The following is a 20,692-nucleotide window of genomic DNA, read 5'->3' on the forward strand; positions in this document are numbered from 1 at the left end:
CATTACGCAGTAGAACGCGTGGTTATTACGCTGGAAGGGGCGCCGGCATCAAAAGCTTTATCCGCGGGGTGCGGCAGCTCTGGTTTGATCGGTTGCGGCGATTGCCGTTTGCCATATTGAGCTCCGGAGCGGTATTCATGTCGATATTCCTGGCACGCGCGTCGGAAGCGCGCGCGGCACGCCGCTGCAGCCCTTTGGCACGAGCAATGGCTTCCTCGGCCGGCACAAGTGCGGTGAAAATGCAGTCCTCTGCGGCGGCACGGGCGCGCCGGCACGCTTCAGCGATCAGATCACCCGCCCGCGCGCCAGCGCGGCCAGCCTCGCGAACGGACGCCAGGGTCAACGGGTTATCGAAAGATTCGACATGGCTGTCGCGGAACATGTCACAGCGTGTTTCCCTTAGAATGGAGGCCAGATCGGGAACGCCAGATCAGCTCTTGCCTTCCCAATGCACGATGCGGCGCGCGAGATAGGCAATGCCCCGGTCACTGATAAGACCGATCAGGCCGATCAGAATGATGCCCGCAAAAACATAGGTGGTGCGGAAGAAACTGCTGGCATCCAGGATCACAAAGCCAAGCCCGCGGTCACCGCCGAGCAGTTCGGAGGCAACGAGGATCGTCAGCCCCGCGCCCATGGAGATGCGAAGGCCGGTCATGATCTGCGGAAACGCCGATGGCAGCACGACAAAGCGGAACGTCTGCCAGCGGCTGGCGCCCATCGATTGCGCCGCCCTGAGCGCGTCGAGCGCGCAGGAGCGCGAGCCGGCCTGCGCGTTGACCATCATGATCAGGAAGACCGAAAGGAAGATCAGCAGGATCTTCGACAATTCGCCGATGCCGAACCACAGGATAAAAAGCGGAATGAGGCCGAGTGGCGGGATCGGCCGCACCAACTCGGACGGCACGATGAAAAGCGCGTCGATCGCCGGAACGCGGCCGCGCAACAGTCCCAACGCAATACCGAGCACCGAGCCGGCCACGAACGCGATACCGACCCGCCAAAGGCTGGCGCCGATATGGGTCCAGATTCCGACACCGGAATAACCTCGCTGAATCATGTCCAGGAAACTGGTCGCTACCGCTCCCGGCGACGGCAGAATCGTCGCCGGCACCGCTCCCTGCATCGTCACGAACGTCCAGAGCAGGAAAATCGTGAGCGGCGAGAGGATTGCCAGCGCCACATACTGCCGCCTTGCCTTGATCGCGGTGGAATTCATGCGAAGCCCTCACGGCAAATGAAAATGGTCAATGGCGCATCTTCCGGTAGATCATCTCGCGCAGGCGAATGAACGCCGGATGCAAGCGGTTTTCGCCGGTATCGCGCGGAGACGGCAGATCGACCGCCAACTCGTCGAATGAACCGTCCTTCAGATCGGTGAGCAGAAAAATCCGGTCGCCGAGGAATACCGCCTCGTCGATACTGTGGGTGACGAAGAGGATCGTGCAGCCGGTGCGCTCGCGAATGCGCAGCACCTCCTCCTGCAATACCTCCCGGGTCTGCACGTCGAGGGCGGAGAACGGTTCGTCCATCAGCATGACTTTGGGTTTCGCGGCGAGTACGCGGGCAAGGCCGACCCGCTGCCGCATGCCGCCGGACAGCTGGTACGGATAGGCGTTCTCGAAGCCCGAGAGCCCGACCAGCGCCGCCATCTCCTCCGCGACCTGCTGCCGCTCCGCCTTCGGGCGGCCTGCGCAGCGCAGGCTGAACGAAATGTTGTCCGCGACGGTCATCCAGTTGAATAGCGCGGCCGCCTGAAATACGACGCCGCGATCCGGACCCGGCCCGGCGATCTCGCGGTTGTCGATGAACGCGACGCCCTCGGTCGGCTGGATAAATCCGGCGACCAAATTGAGTATCGTGGTCTTGCCGCAGCCAGATGGTCCGAGCAGCGCGACGAGTTCACCGGGGCGGACGGCGAAGGAGACGTTGCGCATGATCGAGCGGCCGTCATACTCAAAGCCGACCCGTTCGAACTTGAGCATCGGCTTGGCCGGCGCGGGTGCGCCGGTTTCGTCCACCGTCAATTCCACGGTCTTGTCAGGTACGATGCTCAAGACGCGGGCGCCCGGGTTCATTTGAGGCCCGCAACGTAGGCCTGAACCGGCTTGGTATAAAGCAGTCCCGACCAGTCGGCGGGAGCGGCCTGGATACGCTTCTCCTCGACAAGGAAGGCCGCAATGCCCTGCAGATGCTTGCCGAGCCGCGAATTCGCCTCCTGGCCGGGAGGTCCGATGAAATCGGCGGTCAAAATCTGCTCGAAAGTCGGATGGGCTGCACCCTGCCCCTCGATGAGTTTGTCGAACTGCTCCGGGGCCACGTCTACCCGCTTGGCTTCATACTGGCGCACCTCGGCGGGCTTGGCCTTGTAGTCCTTTTGAGCCTGGTCCCAGATCTTTAGGAAAAGCTGCAACGTCGCAGGGCTGCCGTCCGTGAACGCCTTCCGCGCGGCCCATACGCCACCGGTGATCATGCCGAGACTCTTCGTCGTCGCGATCGGCTTTGCCCCGGCGCGTTCGATGGCGCCGACGTTCGGTTCCCAGACAAAGGCGGCATCGATCTGCCCCGCCACATAGGCCGGCGGCATGTTCGCCGGCGTGAGGTTGATGAGGGTGACGTCGGTTGCTTTGAGGCCGGCTTTCTCGAGCGCCCGCAGCAGATGGTAATGGCTCGTCGATCCCGTGGCGACGCCGATGCGTTTGCCCTTGAGGTCGCTCAACTCCTTGATGCCCGCCGCTGGGTTGGCCGCAAGGCGCACATTGGTTGCGTCGATCCGCTCCATGAAAATGATCTGGATCGGAAGACCGTTGGAATAGCCGGTGACGGCCGGAAATTCACCCATCCAGGCAAGATCAACCTCGCCTGCAGCTATTGCCGGAAGCATGGCCGGGCCGGCCGGAAATTGGGCGGTCTTCACATCGAGGCCATTTGCCTTGAACAGACCGGAGCCCAGTGCATAGGAAAGGATGACGTTAATCTCACCGGTCTGGAATCCGATTCTGATCGGCTTCATATCCTGGGCCGACGCGGCGTGAAGCGGTGCAAGGGCAAGACTGGCGACAAACAACAGCGATCGGGCGAAGCGGATCATGGGCCGTCTCCTGAACAAAGAGAGGAATGCGTGGTCCGTCATGCGACTGGACCGACGAGGTCGAGAACCGTGAGCGCGAGGATTTTCGTTGCCGCGACCGACTTGCCGATGTGGATGTATTCGTTGATGGGCGGCCAACCGTCCTCGCCGGGGCCGAAGGTGATGGCGGCACGCCCCCGCTCCGCGAACCGGATGGTGTCGTTGAAGGCGTTCTTGCGGTAGATCGCCGGCGCTTCGCCGTAGATCCGCTTGTAGGCGCGCCCGAGCGAGGCGGTGGGATTCATATTCTCGTCCTGCTCCAGCGTGCCATCGACGAACAGCGCACCGGGATAAGGCCGCGCCGTCGCCTTCAGCTCCGGATCCCTCGCCGTCTCGGTATCGATCAGGGCCTGCACGTCCGCCATTACGCTGTCGGGCGTCATACCAGGCAGGATGCCGACGACTGCGATCACCGCACGGGCCACGTCGGGCGTGAACTGCATCTCCCGTTTGACGCCGCCATGCACCCGGACCAGCGCCGTCATCGGCCGCGTACCACCCGCAATTCTCGCGGGCGTATGGCTGAATGTCATGGTCTCCAGCGCCGTGAGCAGCCGCGCCATCTTGGCGACGGCGTTGACCCCGGTGTCAGGGCGCCAGATATGGGTCTTGACGCCGCTTGTTTCGATCTCGACCAGGAAGTTTCCGCCGTTGGCGACCGCAATGCCCATGCCCGATCGGCCGTCAGGCCTGGTCCAGCCGGTCGGCTCGCAGACGATGGTGTAATCGGCATCGAGCCCGCATTCGTCCAGCAGGAAGATCGACCCGTCAGGTCCGTTCTTTTCTTCATCCGCGGTGTAGACGCATTTGAGCGTGCCGCGCAGTTTGACGCCGGCTTCGCGGATGGCGCGCGCGGCCAGCAGCGTGCATGCAAGATTGCCCCGCGTGTCGGACGTGCCTCGCGCGTAAAGCCTGTCGCCATGGCGGGTCGGACGAAACGGATGACCGCCGGTCATCGTCCAGGCGTTCCAGTCGCCTGCCGGGTAGGTGTCGAGATGATCGTTGAGGATCAGGGACGGACCGTCGCCGGCACCTTCAAGGATTCCAACGACGTTCGGTCGGCCCTCGCGCTTGGTCGGGAACGAGACCGCAAATCCCATCTCCTGCAGCTTGCCCGCGATGAAGATGGCAGCGCCCTCTTCCCGCGCGGGCGCCTCGTCCGGATCGAGCGGGTTCTCGGCTTCCGGCTGGCCCGCGGGAACCAGTTCGCAGGTCAGATCGAGCCAGGCTTTTTCGGTGACGCGCTCCAGCACCCGCCGCTCGATCTCGGAAAGGCCGTCCTGCTCCATCACATCTGCCGTCGTCTGCATGGCTCTCCCCTGGCTGCTTCACCAGATCTAAGAGCAAGGCATATGCCAGCGGCGCCGTTGCAGCATGCGAAGCGCCGGGCGGACGGTAGCCCTCTATGATTCCAGCATAAAATGGCTCCGGGGCACCGTCTGCCCCTTGTGTCAGAAAATTTCATACAGGCTTCCGATGCGGGCCTGGTGGGCAGCGGGAGCGTCAGGTGATGTAGGATGTCGCTGAAGGTAGATTGAGGCGAAGCGAACGGTGCCGGTCGTCAAAGCAGGCACAGGGACCCTAGGCGACCATGCAGACCCTCAGGATGAAGGTACGCCGTCATGAATCATGCGGGAGGCAAAACGTTGTGCGAACATCGCAAGCTTTCGATCGTGCCAGGCAGGGGCGACAAATGTCACGCCAGTTGGCATCCCATTCGGAAGAAAGCCATTCGGCACGCTGATCGCACAGAGATCCAGCAGGTTGACGAAATATGAATAATAGCCGACTTCGATATTTCGCTCGATCGGCGACGCCCGAACTTCTTCAACCGTAAAGGGACGCGGCGCAGTAGGAACGAGCAGAAAATCGATGTGTTTGAATATCCCCTCCGCCTGACGTCGTAGCGACATCAATCGATACGTCCATTCAAAGACGTCTACTGCCGACCACTGATCGGCGCGCTCGAAAATTTTTCGGACGACGTCCAGCAATGCATCGGAATGCTTCTCGAAAAATTCGCTTATCCCGGCTTTTCGTTCGGCCACCCACGGACCATTCAGCATCATATCGCCGGCCTCGCGAAACAAGGAATAGTCGATCTCGCTCTTTTGCCCGCCCAGATCGACCAACCGCTTAATGCCTGCGGCGAACGATCTAGCCGAGTGTTCATTGCCATACCATTCGCATAGGTCCGACGCCGGCGTCGCGAAACGGAATCGGTCAGCCCCTCCATGAGGGACTGAAATGGCGCTAGCCTCGCGCTTGGAGAATGGATCGCTCTCATCAAAACCGCAAACCACATCAAAGATTTCTGCGGCATCGGAACTCTTGAGCGCGAAGATCGACGGACAGTCAAAGCAGCGCGAATTCGGTACCATGCCGCTCAACGACACGGCCCCGATCGTTGGTTTCAGCCCGACGACGTTGTTGAATCCAGCGGGGATGCGTCCGGAACCACCGGAGTCGGTCCCCAAGGAAAAGCTTACCAATCCCTTCGCGACGGCGACGGCCGACCCCGAACTCGAGCCCCCTCCGATATAGCGGCCGTCGTACGCAGACGTACATATTCCATACGGGGAACGCATACCTGTGAGGCCCGTGGCGAACTGATCCATATTTGTCTTACCAAGGCAAACGGCCCCGAGTTGAAGAAGCCGATCGACGATCGTCGCCGATTTCTCGGGATGATACGCGAATTCTGCGCAGGCGGCCGTGGTCGGCATCCCCGCGACGTCGATATTGTCTTTGACTGCAAAGGGCAGCCCGAATAGCGGGAGCCTCTCCCCGCTCCTCCTTCGTGCAAATTGCTTTTCGACGCTGGCCAGAATTTCATTGGAAGGTGCGCGATAGATCCAGACCGACTGAGTTGAGTCCTTTTCCAACAGAGCCAGAATCGCGCGGAAGACGTCCCGAACTGACTGATCATCGCGGCGATACGCTTCGCGCAACGTCGAGAAGCACAGGTTCATCGGCCGATCCTTCAGGCTACTTTCCCTTGCTCTGTACGAAAGTGGCCACCGGCGCTTGATTGATCAACGGGGCGAACTCCGGCAGTTGATTGATTCGCTGGATATTGAGCAAGAACCGGCCGATACCGCTGACGTGAGCCAGCAGGCGAGAATCCGACGGAGTATCCTTCGAGCCCAAATAGTCCGGAGACAATTGTTGCTCTACCGGCGGGAAGATCGCGCCTTGCCGCGCGATCAAGCTCGACAGCTCGCCAACCGTCTGGTTCAAACGCTTGGCTTCATAGGCCAGCACGGCGTTCGGATCCCTGGAATAGTCGGACAGCGCGATCGACCAGCCCAGCAGAAACTTCTGGAACTCGGCGGAATTGCCGGACAGGTAGTTCGTATTGATGACGCCAAACAAGCCGGTCATCGACCCCAGGCTCTTGGTTGTTGCCAGCAGCTGACCGCCTTGCTTCTCGAGTTCACCGCTGCCGGGCTCCCAGGTGAACGCTGCATCGATCTGACCCGCTGTATAGGCCGGAACCATTGCTGCCGGCGCCAAGTTGACGAGCGTTACGTCCGTTTCGCTCAGCCCCGCGGATGCAAGTGCCAGCAGCACATGGTTGTGACTTGTCGATCCGATCGTCACGCCGATCTTTTTGCCCTTCAAATCCTTGAGGTCTACTATTTTGGCTGCCGGATTGGCGACAAGGCGGACATCTGTCGGCAAGATGCTTTGTGTAAGCACAATTTGAATTGGCAGGCCGTTGGCGAATCCGGCCGTTGCAGGGAATTCGCCCATCCAGCCGAAGTCGATCTCGCGTGCCGCGAGCGCCGGCAGCATCGCGGGTCCGGCAGCAAACGGCTTCAACTGGACCTTGACACCCTGCTGTTCGAATTTTTTCGTCTCTACCGCGTATGTCAGGATGGCATTGACGACACCGGTTTGCCATCCGACGTTTACGTCCGCCCTAGCGGACGTGGACAGCACGATTGCCGCGCCGATCAACACCGTAAATATAGCTGGTTGAAACATGCTGCTCTCCTATATGAGAGCACATCTAGGCAATACCTGTGCCAATGAGCCCTCCAAGGAGTTACGCGGCTGAAGATGCGTGATTTGGCGAATCGCCGGTTCATTAATGAACGACATTCGCCGCTGCATCGAACGTTCGAAGCAAAATCGCGAAGCGATTTGGCCGGCCGCGAGGCGCCGACGGCTGCAATGTCAGATAATTTCCTCGGGACTCGAGAATGGCGCGTTAAGCGCCAAGCTGCACAAAGTCGCAACTTGATCGCACCAACGGCTTCTACAAGATATTACCTCCAATCGCGTTCATCGCACTCCGTGGAGGCTCTTTGGAAAATGGAGAAAATTGTCGCACACGTTCCAGAACTGGAGCGGAGTCTTGAGGGTTGGTATTCGCCCGGTATCCGTGTTGGAAACCTCGTATTTCTGAGCGGCCTCGCGGGGAAAGACCGGAGCACCGGACACATTCTCCCATCCGTGGAAGACCAGATTCGACAGATCTTCGAGGACATGTCGGCAATTCTGACCGCTCACGGAGCGACGCTTTCTAACGTTGTCAAAATGACGATGTATTTTACCAACCGGAAGCGGGACTGGCCAATATTCGACCGGATCAGGCGAGAGCTCTTCCCGGTCAATCCACCATGCTCAATCGGTGTTGGCGTCACCGAAATCGCGTTGGACGCCGCAATAGCGATCGATGCAATCGCGGTCGTCAGCTAGGTCTACGTTGCAAATTCGAGCAAGCTCGGCATCGAGTAGGCGCAATCGGACTACTCGTCGGCGGCGGATGCGGCCGCTGAAAGCAGATCAAGGCGCCGGATGACGAGCATGCCCCGCTTCTGGCGAAGGACACCCTCCTTCTGCATGCGGTTGAGGCTGATCGTCACCCATTGCCGCGTCGCACCGATGAGATTCGCTATCTCGGCGTGGGTAAAGGCGGCAGCTATCACAATGCCGCCGTCGCCGGCTTCCGCGTCGAACCCATAGGTATTCGCGAGGTGCAGCAAGACCTGCGCCAGGCGTTGGGACAGCGAGCGCGTGCCGAGCATCTGAGCCAGCGAGGAATAGCAGCGCGCCTTGAAGCTGAGGGCATCAATGATCTCAAGCGCAAGGTCCGGCACTTCGCGGGCCAGATCGCGTAACCCTGCGCCGGGAAGATGCGAGACCGTGCTATTCTTCGCTGCAACGGCGGACCAGACCTGAACCCCGCCGTCAAAGATTTCCGGCCCGCCGACGAAATTCCCGGGCAGCCAGTAGGCCAGGGTAATCTCCCTTCCCGAAGGCGCGGTGTAGTAGCTGCGGATGAGGCCGCTTTCGATGATCACGATCCCATCATGCGGATCGCCTTGAAGGAACAGCGTCTCGCCACGCTGATAGGATTGCTTTCTGCCATGGCGTTCGACCCGATCGCGCGCGGCCTGCGGAAGGCGGCCGATCAGGCTCTGTTGGCGGGTGACGGCGGCGTCGGCCTCGGTGAGCAGAATGCCAGCCGTCTTGTCTCCGATGTCCGACATCGCATCCTCTGCACCAGGACTGTCGTCCGCCCCGCAGTCTAACATAGCGGCTTCCGGCTGGTTGCGGACAAGATTGTTCGAACGGCGCGATCTCGGATCGTCCAACATGGAGACGCTCGACTGCGCCGGTCGAACACTATCATCTTCTCGACCCGCATTGAGACAGCGGCACATCAACGGCCGCTTTACGCCAGAACCGTTCCTTGCGGCTTGATTCCAAGCGGGGACATGGCCTTCCGCCGGCCGCTGGGTTCAAGAAGCTCTCTCGAGTAGCACCCGAATTTCGCGAAGCCATTTCTTGAGGCGCTTAACCTCACCTTCAATGAAAGACGAATCATTCTGCGCATAAGCCAGAAGTATTGAGCCGTGATAGCCGGCCATCAAGGCGCAGGAGTTTTCCTTAGCAACTCCCATCGACATACCTGCAAGCCTGAGTTGCTGCGTGAGCCACCGAAACTGTACCGAATATATCTTCGCAACATCAGCTTTAAGCGCATCGCTTTCCTAGCGGAGATCACGGGTCAATCCCGCCAGCGGACAACCCAGCGTGACATACGACTCGCTCAAGATGTGGGCCTGTTCGACGAAGGCGTGGAGACGCCGCCGGGGGTCGTCGGTCTGCTCCTCAAGGACGGCGAGATATCGGGCGAGCCGGGCGCACCATTCGTCAATCACGGCTCTGGCCAGATCGTCCTTTGCCTTGAAGTAATAGAAGACATTTCCGGCCGACAGGTCCGCGGCCTTTGCTACGTCGACGAGAGAGGTCCGTGCGTAGCCATTCTGGTGAAATTGTTCAATCGCCGAGAATACGAGTCTTTCGCGCTTGTCGCTGGCTGGACGGCCCATAGTATGCGGCGCCCCTGAATAGTGAGTTGACCAACAAACTATCATTCGACTGGGGGTACGGCCACCGTTAAGCTTGATGGTCGCGGACATGCCAATATTAACGCAATTGCCCAGAATCCGACCTCGCCTACGGGTTAGAGTGAGGTTCGTAAACCACCTCGAGTTTCACCCCATCGGGATCGGCGTAGAATGCCGCATAGTATCTCTGGCCGTATCCGGGCTGGCCTGAATAGTCTGCAGGAGCGTCCAAGACTTCTGCGCCAGCCGCGAGCATGGCGGCGTGGACCTGATCCACTTTTTCAATGGTTTCGGCGTGGAAGGCCATATGGTGCGGACCTGGTTTGTATCGATCATAGCGGAGATCGCGGTCCTCTAGACGGGAGGGCCGAACCTCGATTCCGAACGTAACGCCCCCACTAGTTTCAAGTCGCGAGCCGGCGCGCGTCGGGTTCGCGCTGGTGAACTCGGACGTGAACCCCTCGGTTCGATGAAATCCAAGAGCCGTGAGCAATGCATCATAGAAGGCAATTGATCGCACAGGATAGCCTACTGAAATGTCGAGGTGGCTAAGCGGTCCAGTGACAGGCATCACAAGCCTTCCTACTTGCTAGGACAAGCGACGACAGCAAATGTAACTCGCAACAATCGCTACAGACAACAAGTTCTGTGATTCTGAGCGGAGCCAATAGCTATTGTGATGCAGAGTTTGTCAGTTGGACGACCTACTGGCACATGCAACGTTGAATCAGTTTCCTGGACAGGGAGACTCGCTGAAGAATTTACCGAATTTACCCTCGGCGCCCTGGTATTCTTCAGCGTCGACAGGCGGCTCCTTCTTGTCAGAGGTGTTGGGCCAAACCGCAGCAAGCTTGGCATTCAGCACTAGCCATTTATCCAGGCCCGGCTCGGTGTCAGCCTTGATGGCGTCAGCGGGACACTCGGGCTCGCAGACGCCGCAATCGATGCATTCGTCGGGGTGGATAACGAGCATATTATCCCCTTCGTAGAAGCAATCGACGGGGCACACCTCAACGCAGTCGGTGTATTTGCACTTGATGCATGCTTCGGTGACGACATACGTCATCTGAGGCTCCGAACTATCGCCAATTTTACTCGTTACCCAGATTATCCCGCGGTTTGGAACGCTAAGAACTTGTCTTCGCTTTCCTGGCAGCGATCTGCTGCAACGCCCAGCGCGAATTTTTCCTGACCTCCGGATCGGGATCATTTGCGACAAGGACGAGAAACGGTTCTGCGGCGGGATCGGCAATTTCTCCCAACGCCGCCGCAGCTTCCTTGCGCAGATTTGCCTGCTCGTGCGTGATACACTTTCCGATCGGACGAACCGCCCGGTCGATTTTCATCTTGCCAAGGCTTCTGATCGCCTTGAGCCGCACTTGCCAGAAATCATCCGTCAATGCGGCAATCAACTGATCCGCCGCGACCATGCCATTGGCGTTCTGGCCCAGCGTCTCCGCCGCCATCTCGCGGACCATCCAGTCTTCGTCCCCGAGCGTACGGGTGATCGATTCAGCCGCAGGCTTCATCTGCGAAAATGCCAGCGCACTAACCGCCGCTCGCCTGACATGGGCATCCGGATCGCCCGTGGATGCAGTGAGCGCGGGTATCGATTCCTCAAGCTTCAAGAAGCCGATCACCCCTATCGCCTGTACGCGGACGGCGGCATCGCTGTCCCTGAGCGCCTCCAGGGCCGGCTTGAGCGTGTCCTTGCGCCGTAATTCCTTCAGCGCACGGAGCGCGCCCATGCGGACAAACGCGTGTCCGTGCTTGACCAGAGGAAGAATCGCGTCGGCGCATGCCGGGTCTTTGAATTCAGCCATGCTGTCAGCCGCGGCGGAAGCGACCGCCGGCTCGGGATCTACGAGCAGTTTCGCCAGGGCCGCGGCCGACTCCGGGCCGTCGAATTCCCCTAGCGCCATCGCCACTTGCTGACGTACGCCAATATCAGGATCGGCGACCATGCCGCTAAGATGCCCAACGGCCGCCGGATCCCCGGAATGTCCAAGCGCTATGATCGCGACCCGGCGCTCGCCCGGATCGGCGGCCCCGAGCCGCTCGTCGGCGTCTTCGAGATCGTCGTAGGATTCGAAAGGACCCGACATGATTACCTCAGGAGGTAGGGAATGTTGACGCTAACGGCGCCGGTCGGGCAATCGGCTTCGCATGGCATGCAATACCAACACTCGTCGTAGGCCATGAAGGCCTTTCCGGTCATGTCACTTATGCGAAGCACGTCGAGCGGACAAACATCGACACACACGGTGCACCCCTTGTCTGCGATACACTTGGCATCGTCAACGACGACCGGCACGGAGGTTTGATAACTGGCGAGAGGCATTGCTAAATCTCCTGTTGCTTCGTGGCTAGGCCGTTACGCGCTGGCACGGATACGTTGCTTGTCGTAGAGATCCTTCTCTTCGTCGGCGATCGGAACGACGTACGGCTCCACATCCCGCTTCTCGCTGGTCATCTTGCCGTCCTTCTTGCTTAGAAGCGTGTGGCAGAACCAGTTCTCGTTGTCCTTCTCCGGGAAATCGGTGCGAAGGTGATACAGGCCCCAGCGGCTTTCCTCACGGTAAAGCGAGGCGTACGCGGCCATGTCGGCACAGTCCAGTATCGACTGGGTCTCGAGCGCGCGCAGTAGTTCGTGCGAATTCCGCGCGATCATCTGCTGTTCCATATCCTCTCGAACCTCCGCCAACCGACGCTGACCGAGTTCGAACTTGCGCGTGACCTTCGGCGGCTGCAGATAATCGTTCACAAGGCGACGGGCCTTGTATTCGATCTGGTTCGGCGGAATGCCGTCTTCCCGCTTGGTCGGCGCCATCACCCGGTCGCGCTCCTTGGCGACATCGGCGGTATCGAACGCGGCGAAGTCATGGTTGTCCGCAAACTCCATCGCGTCGGTGCCCGCGACCGAGCCGTTTGTAAACGCGCCGAGCATGTAGTTGTGAGGTACGCTGGCCATATCGCCGGCGGCATAGAGGCCAGGCACGGTCGTGCGCGCAAAATCATCGACAAACACACCGGACGCGCTATGTCCTGAACAGAACCCGATCTCGGAGATGTGCATCTCAATCGATTCGGTCCGATAGTCGGTACCCCGTCCTTTCTGGAACAGCCCGCGCGTCGGGCGCTCGACCTTGTGGAGCGTGGACTCGATCTCCTCGATCGTCTTCTCGTGAAGATGCGAGAGCTGAAGAAACACCGGTCCCTTGCCCGACGACAATTCGTTGTAGAACTCGAGCATCATCTGGCCAGACCAGTAATCACATTCGATGAAGCGCGATCCTTCATTGTTGGCGGTGAACGCACCGAAGGGACCGGCGACATAGGCGCAGGCCGGTCCGTTGTAATCCTTGATCAGCGGATTGATCTGGAAGCATTCGAGGTTCGCGAGTGCCGCGCCGGCATGATAGGCCATCGCATAGCCGTCGCCTGAATTGGCGGCATTCTCGTAGGTACCGAACATGTAGCCGGAGGTCGGAAGGCCGAGGCGTCCCGCCGCACCCATGCAGAGGATGACAGCTTTGGCCTTGATGACCAACATCTCCGCTGTGCGCGCATTGACGCTGATGGCCCCCGCCACACGTCCGTCGCTCGACGTCAGCAGGCGCGTCGCCATATACCGATTCGAGATCAGGATTCTCGCGCGCCGGAGTTGCCGGTAGATCGCCTTCTTCACCGTCTCGCCGTTCGGCATCGGCAGCACATAGGTGCCGATATGATGTACCTTCTTGACCGCGTAATCGCCGTTTTCGTTCTTCAGAAATCGGATGCCGAAGCTGTCGAGTTCCTCGATGATCTTATAGCAATTCTGCGCGTACTTATAGACAGCCTTCTGGTCGACAATGCCGTCGTTCGCGATGGTTATTTCCTTGGTGTATTGCTCCGGCGTCGCGTAACCGGGAATGACGGCGTTGTTCAGCCCGTCCATCCCCATTGAGATCGCACCCGACCGCTTGACGTTCGCCTTTTCAAGCAGAACGACATTAGCCTTCGGATTTTTCAGCTTGGCCTTGAGTGCAGCCATCGGACCGGCCGTACCGCCGCCGATAACGAGCACATCGCAGGAAACTTCCGAAAGCCCGTCGATGATCTCATCCATTGCCATCACTTGCTCCTGTTCGGCGTGTTCGCCGTCTTAGCGCTTAGGTTTGTTCGGTTGGCCCTTCGACGATAGCAATTAGTTGTCGCCGGTGAGAGAAACCCAATGTTTGGGCCTGCTGCCGAAATCGAAGTCAGCCCTTGAACAACAAATAGGCAGGCGCGGCCATTATCGTTCAACAAAGGCTTTCTCGACCACGAAATGCCCCGGCTCGCTGTGATTGCCTTCGACAAAGCCGCGCTCCATGAACATCACACGGAGTTCCTCCAGCATGCCGGGGCTGCCGCACAACATGACGCGGTCGGCTTCCCGGTCCAGCACGGGTAGCCCGACATCGTTGAAGAGTTGACCCGATTCGATCAAGTCGGTGATGCGGCCACGGTTGCGAAACGGCTCGCGGGTCACGGTCGGATAGTAGATGAGCTTGTCGGCGAGCAGCGGCCCGAACAGTTCGTCCTGTCGAAGCTTCTCCACCAGGCGTTCGCCATAGGCCAATTCGGAGACCTGGCGGCAGCCATGAGCGACAATGATCGTCTCATAGGACTCATAGACGTCGGGATCCTTGATGAGGCTGGCGAAGGGCGCGATTCCGGTACCGGTCGAAAGCAGCAGCAGGCGCTTTCCCGGTATGAGGTTTGCGGTGATGAGCGTACCGGTCGGCTTGCGGCCAACGAGAATGATGTCGCCCTCCTTGATCTTCTGCAGGCGCGAGGTCAGCGGTCCATCGGCAACCTTGATGCTGAAGAATTCGAGGGCGTCCTCGTGATTGGCGCTGGCCATACTATAGGCACGGACAAGCGGACGCCCTTCGACCTCCAGCCCGATCATCGCGAACTGTCCATTCTGAAAGCGAAAACCCGGATCGCGCGTGGCTGTAAAGCTGAACAGGGAATCGGTCCAGTGTTTCACTGAGAGAACCGTTTCCTTCTGAAAAGCGCTCATCGTCCTTCTCCTCCTTCGATCGCTTGATCGCCACAACGCGCATGAGAGCGCGATGATGGAACGTTGGGTGAGAAGCGAAAATGCCGCAACGACAGACTTGAGTTCTTGGTCGATTAGTTTCTAATTTTTCGCCGACTTCATCAGAACGAACGATATTTAACGTAAGTTAACGACAATCCGATCAGGATCGCAGAAAGAATAAGCAGAAGTATGATGGGTCTTAAGCCGAAGGCGCGGATGCTTCTCCAGGGTAACGTCAATCCGATTGCCGCCATCGACGTGACGAGACAGAAACGCGAAAGCGGCGTGGTCACCTGAGATAGTTCGTGCGGGACAAGCCCCGAAGCATTGAGCAACGCCGCCACGACAAAGCCGATCAAAAAGACTGGCGGCAACGGCAAAAGGGGCTTTTGCGAAACTTCCCCACCCGTTGCGATGAAGGATACAGCGATGCACGCTGGTGCAAGGAGCGCCACACGTAGAAGCTTTGCCACCGTGGCCATATCGCCGGTCTCGGGATTGACGCTGTAGCCGGCGGCAATCGCGTGGGCCACTTCGTGAACACTCCCACCGAGAAAGATGCCGCCTGCAGCCGAGCCCAGTCCGGCCATGTGAACCAGGAGCGGATATAGGATCATCGCCACGGACGAAATGATGCTGACAGCGCCAATAGTGCAGGCAACATCTCTGTTAGCCGAATCATTGCGCATGACGACACAGGCAACCGCGGCGGCGGCCGAGGCGCCGCAAATGGCGACGGAAGCGGCGGCGACCAGTGACAACTCCCTTGTGATTCCGAGCATCGGGCCTGAACCAGCCTATCGCCAGAACGATCGCTACGTTGATCGCGAGGGCAGCGACATCAGCCACGTCCAGAATCTGAAGGGTCGCGAGCGAGATTTGAAATCCAAGCAGCGCGACGCCGATGCGCATCACCTGTCTTGCAGCAAACGAAATACCCGTTTGAAACAGTGCCGGGGGCGACCAGATCGCGGCGAGAACGAGACCGAGGATCAAGCCCCAGATGACGGCCGACCCGGCCAGAAGCGCCATCCAGGTCGCAGCGCAGGCGATAAGCGCGCAGAGGACGATACCCGGGATATCTCTCCAAAGCCAGTTCGGTTCAATGACCCCTCCCGACCGGTGCAACATTGTCCTACCCCGCGCGATGTTCGCGAAGTGGTGCTCGCGATACTGACGCGGAACAAGCAAGTAATTTCCAGAACCGGCATTCGGCGCCCGCCGGCAATTAGTTGCTATCTGTGCGATCGCTCGGAAAGTAGCCTGCCCCAGGATGGATTCGCCGATGTTGATGTCACCACCGATTGCCGTAGAAGGACCGAGTTGCGAGGTAAGCGCCGATCTCGCCTCAATATCTGTGATCGCAAACGGCGGATTGTGGGTGACCGTTACGGCGGAGAAGCTTCGGCTATCCTGCAAATGCGCGCATTGCACTCGCGCGCGCTTCGACGAACGCTTCCCCGAACGTTTCCCCGGCATCGCCATCGTGGAGGTCGCGGACCTCGGCTACGGGCTGAATATTTCGTTCTCGGATGGACACAATCGGGGCATCTACCCCAAAAGCTATTTGGCCAACTTGGCTGAGCCTTGATTTTATTTGGGTTTTTCGCCCGCGTCTTTGACGGCAAAGACCAATCTGGCACGAAGATTGCTGCTTTTTAGATCAGTTCTCAAATGATCTGGAGACCGGCAATGTTGCTGCAGGCTGGAAATGGGGTGCGCGGAAGCTCGCCTTCGACCGCGGCTGCCGCGGCGAAGCCAACCTCATCCCTGCTTCTCACCGAGAACCAGCAATTGATCGGCGGACCGCCGTCCCTGATGGAGAAACTGACGATACGCGAGCGGGAGATCGTCCTGAAGCAGGGGCGCCGCAAGGTCCTCAGTCGGGGGCAGACTATCTTCAGTCAGGGCGCGAAGCATGACGGTATTTTCCTGATTGAAAGCGGCCGAATCCGCGTATTTTATTCCTCACCGCTCGGGCGCGAAATCACCCTCGCCTATTGGCATGCCGGCAATTTTGTGGGCGGGCCAGAGGTTTTCGATACCGGCATTCATCAATGGTCCGGCGTCGCCTCCAGCAATTGCAGCATCGTGCAGCTTCCCGGGAAAGAACTGCGCGCGCTCGCCGTCGAAATTCCCAATCTTGCGATCGGGCTGATTGAGGGGCTCGCGTTCAAGGGCAAATGCTATTCGGCGCTTGCGCAGATGCTGGGTACACGATCGATCACGCAGCGGCTCGCGCACCTTCTGTTGCACCTGATGGATCTATACGGCGTCGAGGATGCCGACGGTGTCGTTATCGCCGCAGCTTTCACGCACGCCGACCTGGCGCACATGGTAGGCGCGACCCGGCAATGGGTGACGATCAGCCTCAAGCGAATGCAAAAAAAGCGGATTGTGCTGACGAAGCGGTCGCAGATCGTCGTCTGCCTGCCAAATATTCTGGAAGAAATGCGCGGACAGGCGTCGGATTGAGTTTAGATGCACACGTAAGCGGCTTTGCACAGCAGAACTGCCCAACGAGTATGCAAACGGCCTTTAACGGCAACTAATCTACTCCGATGGCAAGTCCGCATTTGCCTGGAACGGTGGCCCAACCAATCATGGGTGCAGTGCTTCCAACCGAATGAGGATGAACATGGTCCGCCAAGTCAACTCACTCTCGATAGCGATATCCGTAGCGTCCGTGGCTTTGGCTCTCGCGCAGCCAGCCAGAGGCGAAACGGTCACAATCGGCATCGGCACCCAGGACACTACGACCAATACCGTAACGACCGGTATCGTCATCCGCCAATTGCGCCTCCTGGAGAAGTACCTTCCGACGGACGGCAAGTATGCCAACATCAAGTTCGAACTCGAATGGCAGAACTTCACCTCGGGTCCTCCGGTCACCAACGGCATGATGGCCAACAAGCTGCAATTCGGTGCGATGGGAGACTATCCTCTCGTCGTCAACGGGTTCACGTTCGAGAAGAATCCTGAAAGCAAGAGCCGCCTGATCGCGGTCGCGGCTTACAGCATGTCCGGCTCCGGCAATGGTCTCGTCGTCCATAAGGACTCGCCGTATTACGAGTTCGCGGACCTCAAGGGTAAGCTGGTCAGCGTCCCTTTTGGGTCGGCCGCCCATGGCATGATGCTGAAGGCGATGCAGGACCGGGGCTATCCGGCGGATTTCTTCCAGTTGGTCAGTCAAAGTCCCGAGGTCGGCTCGACGAACCTTCAGGAGAAGAAGATCGACGCCCACGCTGACTTTGTCCCGTTCGCAGAGCTGCTGCCGTTCCGCGGATTTGCCCGCAAGATCTTCGACGGCGTGGAAACGAACCTGCCGACCTGGCACGGCGTCGTAGTCCGTACCGACTTCGCCGAGAAGTATCCCGAGGTCGTCGTCGCCTACATGAAAGCGATCATCGCCGCCAACCAGTGGCTCCGCGCCGATCCCAAACTGGCGGCGGAAAAAATTGCGGAATGGACCGGCATCAGCAAGGAAGTCGTCTACATCTTCCTCGGTCCGAGCGGCAACATGACTACCGATCCCACCATCAAGCCAGCCTTGATCGACGCGGCAGAAGTCGATGTCAAGGTGCTGCAGAACCTTGGACGAATGAAGGAATTCGATCCGATGAAATGGGTTGACGACTCTTTCATCCGCAAGGCCTATGCCGACATGAAACTGGACTACAACGCCCAGCTCGCCAGTACCAAGAACTACGAGATTTCCGGCGACGACAAGTTCTGCAAGAAGCCGATCTCCGATCCCCGCAAGTCCGGTGAAGTCTGGGTCGATGACACCGGCATTCTTCCGTTCAGCAGCGCCACCTGCACGCTCGGCGCCTACGCGGATTTCAAGGCCAAGGGAAAGAAGATCAACGTCACGTACGTCTTCGATACTGCGCGCGGCATCAAATTATTTGCCGACCAGGCCTTCTTTGCGGTCGCGGGCGGCGATATCGCACCGTTCCTGCTGAAGAAGGACGCCGAAGCTTACGCCGCAAAGAACAACGGCAAGGTCCTCGGCTTCGAGGAGGCGGTGAAGTCGGCCGTTGGCGGGGGCAAGACATGAGCAGCAGCCCTGCGCGTACGCTGCATCCGACGGTACGCGAAACACCCGCGCTCGCGGCCGAACCGGCTCTCAGCGCGGAGCCAGCCCACAAGGCCGTCACGGTCGGCGCGTTCGCCGCGCGCTGGTTCCGGCTCAACAAGGGCCGTCTACGCGCCACGCTGATCGGCGCGCTTTCCCTGGTCGCATTTCTGATCGTCTGGCACCTCCTTACGAAATATCGCGTCGTGTTCTTTGTGCGATTCACCAACGTACCCTCGCCGCTCGCCGTCTACGACAGCTTCACAAAAGCAATGCACGACCCAAAATTCCTGATGCATGTCCTGCTGAGCTGTCGCAGAATTATATTCGGTTTTTCGTTGGCAGCACTTGTCGCGGTGCCGCTCGGTCTGGTCATGGGCCGTTTCAAGCTAATCCACGAAGTAGTGTTCCCGGTTTCCGAAGTCCTTCGTCCAATCCCTGCTATCGCCTGGGTGCCGATGGCGATCATGCTCTGGCCGACTAACGAACAGAGCATCGTCTTCATCACTTTCCTTGGTTCGTTCTTTCCAATCCTGGTGAATACACTGCACGGCATGGTTCTGGTCGATCCGGTTCTGGTTCGGGCCGCGCGATGCCTCGGAGCCAGGGAAACCTCGATCTTTCGCGAGGTCTATTTTCCGGCTTCACTTCCGCACATCTTCACCGGGCTCACCGTCGGGATGGGCGTGGCGTGGGTTTCGCTGATCGCAGCCGAGATGATCTCCGGCCAGTACGGAATCGGCTATTTCACTTGGGAAGCCTATTCGCTGGTCCAGTACGCCGACATCGCACTCGGCATGATCGCAATCGGCGTGCTCGGCCTGACGTCCAGTGTGTTGATCCGGTCTGCTGGAAGGCTCGCAATGCCTTGGGGGCGCACATGAGTCTAATCGAGGCAAAGGCGGGCGAAGGCCATATCGAGGTCAAGAATTTCGCGCTGAGCTATGAGACGATCGACGGGTCCGTTGCCGCCGTTACGAACACGCAGATCCACGTGAAGCCTGGTGAATTTGTTTCCATCGTCGGCCCATCAGGTTGTGGCAAATCTACCCTCTTGAATGCGGTCGCAGGCTTCCTGAAGCCGACCGCGGGAACGGTCACGGTCGACGGCGAAGAGGTAAAGGGTCCAAGCGCCGAACGCGGGATGGTCTTCCAACAGTATTCACTTTTCCCCTGGAAAACCGTGCAGGAAAACGTCGAATTCGGACTGAAGATGCGCGGAATGGATCGTTCCCGTCGTGATAGGGCTGCCCGCACCCTGCTCGGGCTGGCCGGACTTGAAGCGTTCGGAAAGCAATACCCCGACCGCCTTTCTGGCGGCATGAAGCAACGGGTTGGTATCGTGCGAGCCTTGGCGACAGGACCGAAAGTTCTTCTTATGGATGAGCCATTCGGCGCTCTGGATGCCCAGACGCGAGTCATCATGCAGCAAATCCTCAATAACATGTGGCAACGCCTGAAAATCTCAGTCCTGTTCGTGACCCACGACATCGACGAAGCGATCTTCCTTTCCGACCGCGTCTATTGCATGACGGCTCGCCCCGGCTCAATCAAGGCGGAAATTCCCATTCCGCTGGAACGGCCGCGTCAGCAGTCGATGATGATGTCGTCGGAATTCCTCGCGTTGAAACGTGGCCTGATGTCGTTGATTCGCGAGGAAAGCCTGAAAGCAATGGGAGGCGAAATCAGCGACCAAGGTTTGCAGGGGCTGAATATAGACTTGCACGGGCAGTCGTTGGCTGACGTACTTTGAATAGCCGTTCCTGGAGAGAACCGTTCAGCGACCGAAATTTCGGCCGCTCGCTCAACGGCTTGTGTCCGGTGAGGATGCCATGACATTCGCCATTCACGCATCACGAGACGGACAAAGCGCCGTCACCATTCGCATCAACCCTGTTGCTGCTGTCGACAAGGCTCGTCTGCTCGAACGCCTTGGTTGGCGGGTTCATATTACAGACTCGGCTGGGCACCAGTTCGACACATCTGACTTTTGTCTGCTGCTTATGGTTGATCGAGAGACGGCTTAAGCGCCGATAGCTCGCTAC

24 protein-coding genes are annotated in these 20,692 nt (G+C 59.0%); 7 read left to right on the forward strand and 17 right to left on the reverse strand.

The features are described from left to right. Nucleotides 1-25: 25 nt before the first annotated feature. From V1288_RS09295 to V1288_RS09325, 7 genes are all read right to left on the reverse strand, one after another. A complete protein-coding gene (locus tag V1288_RS09295; RefSeq protein ID WP_334356751.1) occupies nucleotides 26-382 on the reverse strand; it encodes a hypothetical protein in 357 nt (118 codons plus the stop codon). 48 nt (nucleotides 383-430) lie between these two features. After that, the gene (locus tag V1288_RS09300; RefSeq protein ID WP_334356752.1) at nucleotides 431-1,219 is read right to left on the reverse strand and encodes an ABC transporter permease; all 789 of its coding nucleotides are present in this window, start codon (nucleotides 1,217-1,219) and stop codon (nucleotides 431-433) included. A gap of 28 nt (nucleotides 1,220-1,247) precedes the next feature. After that, the gene (locus tag V1288_RS09305) at nucleotides 1,248-2,057 is read right to left on the reverse strand and encodes an ABC transporter ATP-binding protein (protein ID WP_334356753.1); all 810 of its coding nucleotides are present in this window, start codon (nucleotides 2,055-2,057) and stop codon (nucleotides 1,248-1,250) included. Between the two features lie 17 nt (nucleotides 2,058-2,074). Further along, on the reverse strand, nucleotides 2,075-3,091 hold the full coding sequence (locus V1288_RS09310) for a taurine ABC transporter substrate-binding protein (protein WP_334356754.1): 1,017 nt from the start codon (nucleotides 3,089-3,091) through the stop codon (nucleotides 2,075-2,077). A gap of 38 nt (nucleotides 3,092-3,129) precedes the next feature. Further along, nucleotides 3,130-4,440 (reverse strand): M20 family metallopeptidase, encoded by a 1,311-nt coding sequence (locus V1288_RS09315; RefSeq protein ID WP_334356755.1) that lies wholly within the window; start codon nucleotides 4,438-4,440, stop codon nucleotides 3,130-3,132. A 291-nt stretch (nucleotides 4,441-4,731) separates the two neighbouring features. Beyond that, nucleotides 4,732-6,102: an allophanate hydrolase gene (gene atzF / locus V1288_RS09320; protein WP_334356756.1), complete on the reverse strand. Its 1,371-nt coding sequence runs from the start codon at nucleotides 6,100-6,102 to the stop codon at nucleotides 4,732-4,734. A 16-nt stretch (nucleotides 6,103-6,118) separates the two neighbouring features. Further along, nucleotides 6,119-7,120, reverse strand: a complete 1,002-nt coding sequence (locus tag V1288_RS09325; RefSeq protein WP_334356757.1) for a taurine ABC transporter substrate-binding protein — start codon at nucleotides 7,118-7,120, stop codon at nucleotides 6,119-6,121. A gap of 75 nt (nucleotides 7,121-7,195) precedes the next feature. Between V1288_RS09325 and V1288_RS09330 the strand changes: the two genes are divergently transcribed. Next, entirely contained in the window at nucleotides 7,196-7,837 is a 642-nt protein-coding gene (locus V1288_RS09330) for a RidA family protein (RefSeq protein ID WP_334356758.1), read from the forward strand. A 50-nt stretch (nucleotides 7,838-7,887) separates the two neighbouring features. On the opposite strand, the gene V1288_RS09335 is transcribed toward V1288_RS09330, so the two are convergent. From V1288_RS09335 to V1288_RS09380, 10 genes are all read right to left on the reverse strand, one after another. Next, complete coding sequence (locus V1288_RS09335; RefSeq protein WP_334356759.1) at nucleotides 7,888-8,739, reverse strand: Crp/Fnr family transcriptional regulator; 852 nt, start codon at nucleotides 8,737-8,739, stop codon at nucleotides 7,888-7,890. Between the two features lie 396 nt (nucleotides 8,740-9,135). Continuing rightward, a complete protein-coding gene (locus V1288_RS09340) occupies nucleotides 9,136-9,477 on the reverse strand; it encodes a TetR/AcrR family transcriptional regulator (RefSeq protein WP_334356760.1) in 342 nt (113 codons plus the stop codon). A gap of 127 nt (nucleotides 9,478-9,604) precedes the next feature. Then, nucleotides 9,605-10,066 (reverse strand): VOC family protein, encoded by a 462-nt coding sequence (locus V1288_RS09345; RefSeq protein ID WP_334356761.1) that lies wholly within the window; start codon nucleotides 10,064-10,066, stop codon nucleotides 9,605-9,607. A gap of 156 nt (nucleotides 10,067-10,222) precedes the next feature. Further along, nucleotides 10,223-10,561, reverse strand: coding sequence for a ferredoxin FdxA (gene fdxA, locus V1288_RS09350; RefSeq protein ID WP_334356762.1), 339 nt, complete (start codon nucleotides 10,559-10,561; stop codon nucleotides 10,223-10,225). 61 nt (nucleotides 10,562-10,622) lie between these two features. Further along, nucleotides 10,623-11,600 carry a HEAT repeat domain-containing protein gene (locus V1288_RS09355; protein WP_334356763.1) on the reverse strand — a complete coding sequence of 326 codons (978 nt, stop codon included), beginning with the start codon at nucleotides 11,598-11,600 and terminating at the stop codon, nucleotides 10,623-10,625. A gap of 2 nt (nucleotides 11,601-11,602) precedes the next feature. After that, nucleotides 11,603-11,836, reverse strand: coding sequence for a 4Fe-4S dicluster domain-containing protein (locus V1288_RS09360; protein ID WP_334356764.1), 234 nt, complete (start codon nucleotides 11,834-11,836; stop codon nucleotides 11,603-11,605). A 33-nt stretch (nucleotides 11,837-11,869) separates the two neighbouring features. Further along, on the reverse strand, nucleotides 11,870-13,612 hold the full coding sequence (locus tag V1288_RS09365) for a fumarate reductase/succinate dehydrogenase flavoprotein subunit (RefSeq protein ID WP_334356765.1): 1,743 nt from the start codon (nucleotides 13,610-13,612) through the stop codon (nucleotides 11,870-11,872). 162 nt (nucleotides 13,613-13,774) lie between these two features. Then, nucleotides 13,775-14,548, reverse strand: a complete 774-nt coding sequence (locus V1288_RS09370; protein ID WP_334356766.1) for a ferredoxin--NADP reductase — start codon at nucleotides 14,546-14,548, stop codon at nucleotides 13,775-13,777. Between the two features lie 140 nt (nucleotides 14,549-14,688). Further along, nucleotides 14,689-15,351, reverse strand: a complete 663-nt coding sequence (locus tag V1288_RS09375; protein ID WP_334356767.1) for a YeiH family protein — start codon at nucleotides 15,349-15,351, stop codon at nucleotides 14,689-14,691. After that, on the reverse strand, nucleotides 15,248-15,700 hold the full coding sequence (locus V1288_RS09380; protein WP_334361264.1) for a putative sulfate exporter family transporter: 453 nt from the start codon (nucleotides 15,698-15,700) through the stop codon (nucleotides 15,248-15,250). The genes V1288_RS09375 and V1288_RS09380 overlap by 104 nt, the downstream gene beginning before the upstream one ends. A gap of 154 nt (nucleotides 15,701-15,854) precedes the next feature. Between V1288_RS09380 and V1288_RS09385 the strand changes: the two genes are divergently transcribed. From V1288_RS09385 to V1288_RS09410, 6 genes are all read left to right on the forward strand, one after another. Continuing rightward, nucleotides 15,855-16,160: a gamma-butyrobetaine hydroxylase-like domain-containing protein gene (locus V1288_RS09385; protein WP_442893933.1), complete on the forward strand. Its 306-nt coding sequence runs from the start codon at nucleotides 15,855-15,857 to the stop codon at nucleotides 16,158-16,160. Between the two features lie 101 nt (nucleotides 16,161-16,261). Continuing rightward, entirely contained in the window at nucleotides 16,262-17,044 is a 783-nt protein-coding gene (locus V1288_RS09390; protein ID WP_334356768.1) for a Crp/Fnr family transcriptional regulator, read from the forward strand. A 163-nt stretch (nucleotides 17,045-17,207) separates the two neighbouring features. Then, nucleotides 17,208-18,629, forward strand: coding sequence for an ABC transporter substrate-binding protein (locus V1288_RS09395; RefSeq protein ID WP_334356769.1), 1,422 nt, complete (start codon nucleotides 17,208-17,210; stop codon nucleotides 18,627-18,629). Next, nucleotides 18,626-19,531, forward strand: a complete 906-nt coding sequence (locus V1288_RS09400) for an ABC transporter permease (RefSeq protein WP_334356770.1) — start codon at nucleotides 18,626-18,628, stop codon at nucleotides 19,529-19,531. The genes V1288_RS09395 and V1288_RS09400 overlap by 4 nt, the downstream gene beginning before the upstream one ends. After that, nucleotides 19,528-20,400, forward strand: coding sequence for an ABC transporter ATP-binding protein (locus tag V1288_RS09405; RefSeq protein WP_334356771.1), 873 nt, complete (start codon nucleotides 19,528-19,530; stop codon nucleotides 20,398-20,400). The genes V1288_RS09400 and V1288_RS09405 overlap by 4 nt, the downstream gene beginning before the upstream one ends. A 79-nt stretch (nucleotides 20,401-20,479) precedes the next feature. Then, the gene (locus V1288_RS09410; RefSeq protein ID WP_334356772.1) at nucleotides 20,480-20,674 is read left to right on the forward strand and encodes a hypothetical protein; all 195 of its coding nucleotides are present in this window, start codon (nucleotides 20,480-20,482) and stop codon (nucleotides 20,672-20,674) included. Nucleotides 20,675-20,692 lie beyond the last annotated feature (18 nt).

Source organism: Bradyrhizobium sp. AZCC 2176, assembly GCF_036924645.1.
GTDB lineage: Bacteria > Pseudomonadota > Alphaproteobacteria > Rhizobiales > Xanthobacteraceae > Bradyrhizobium.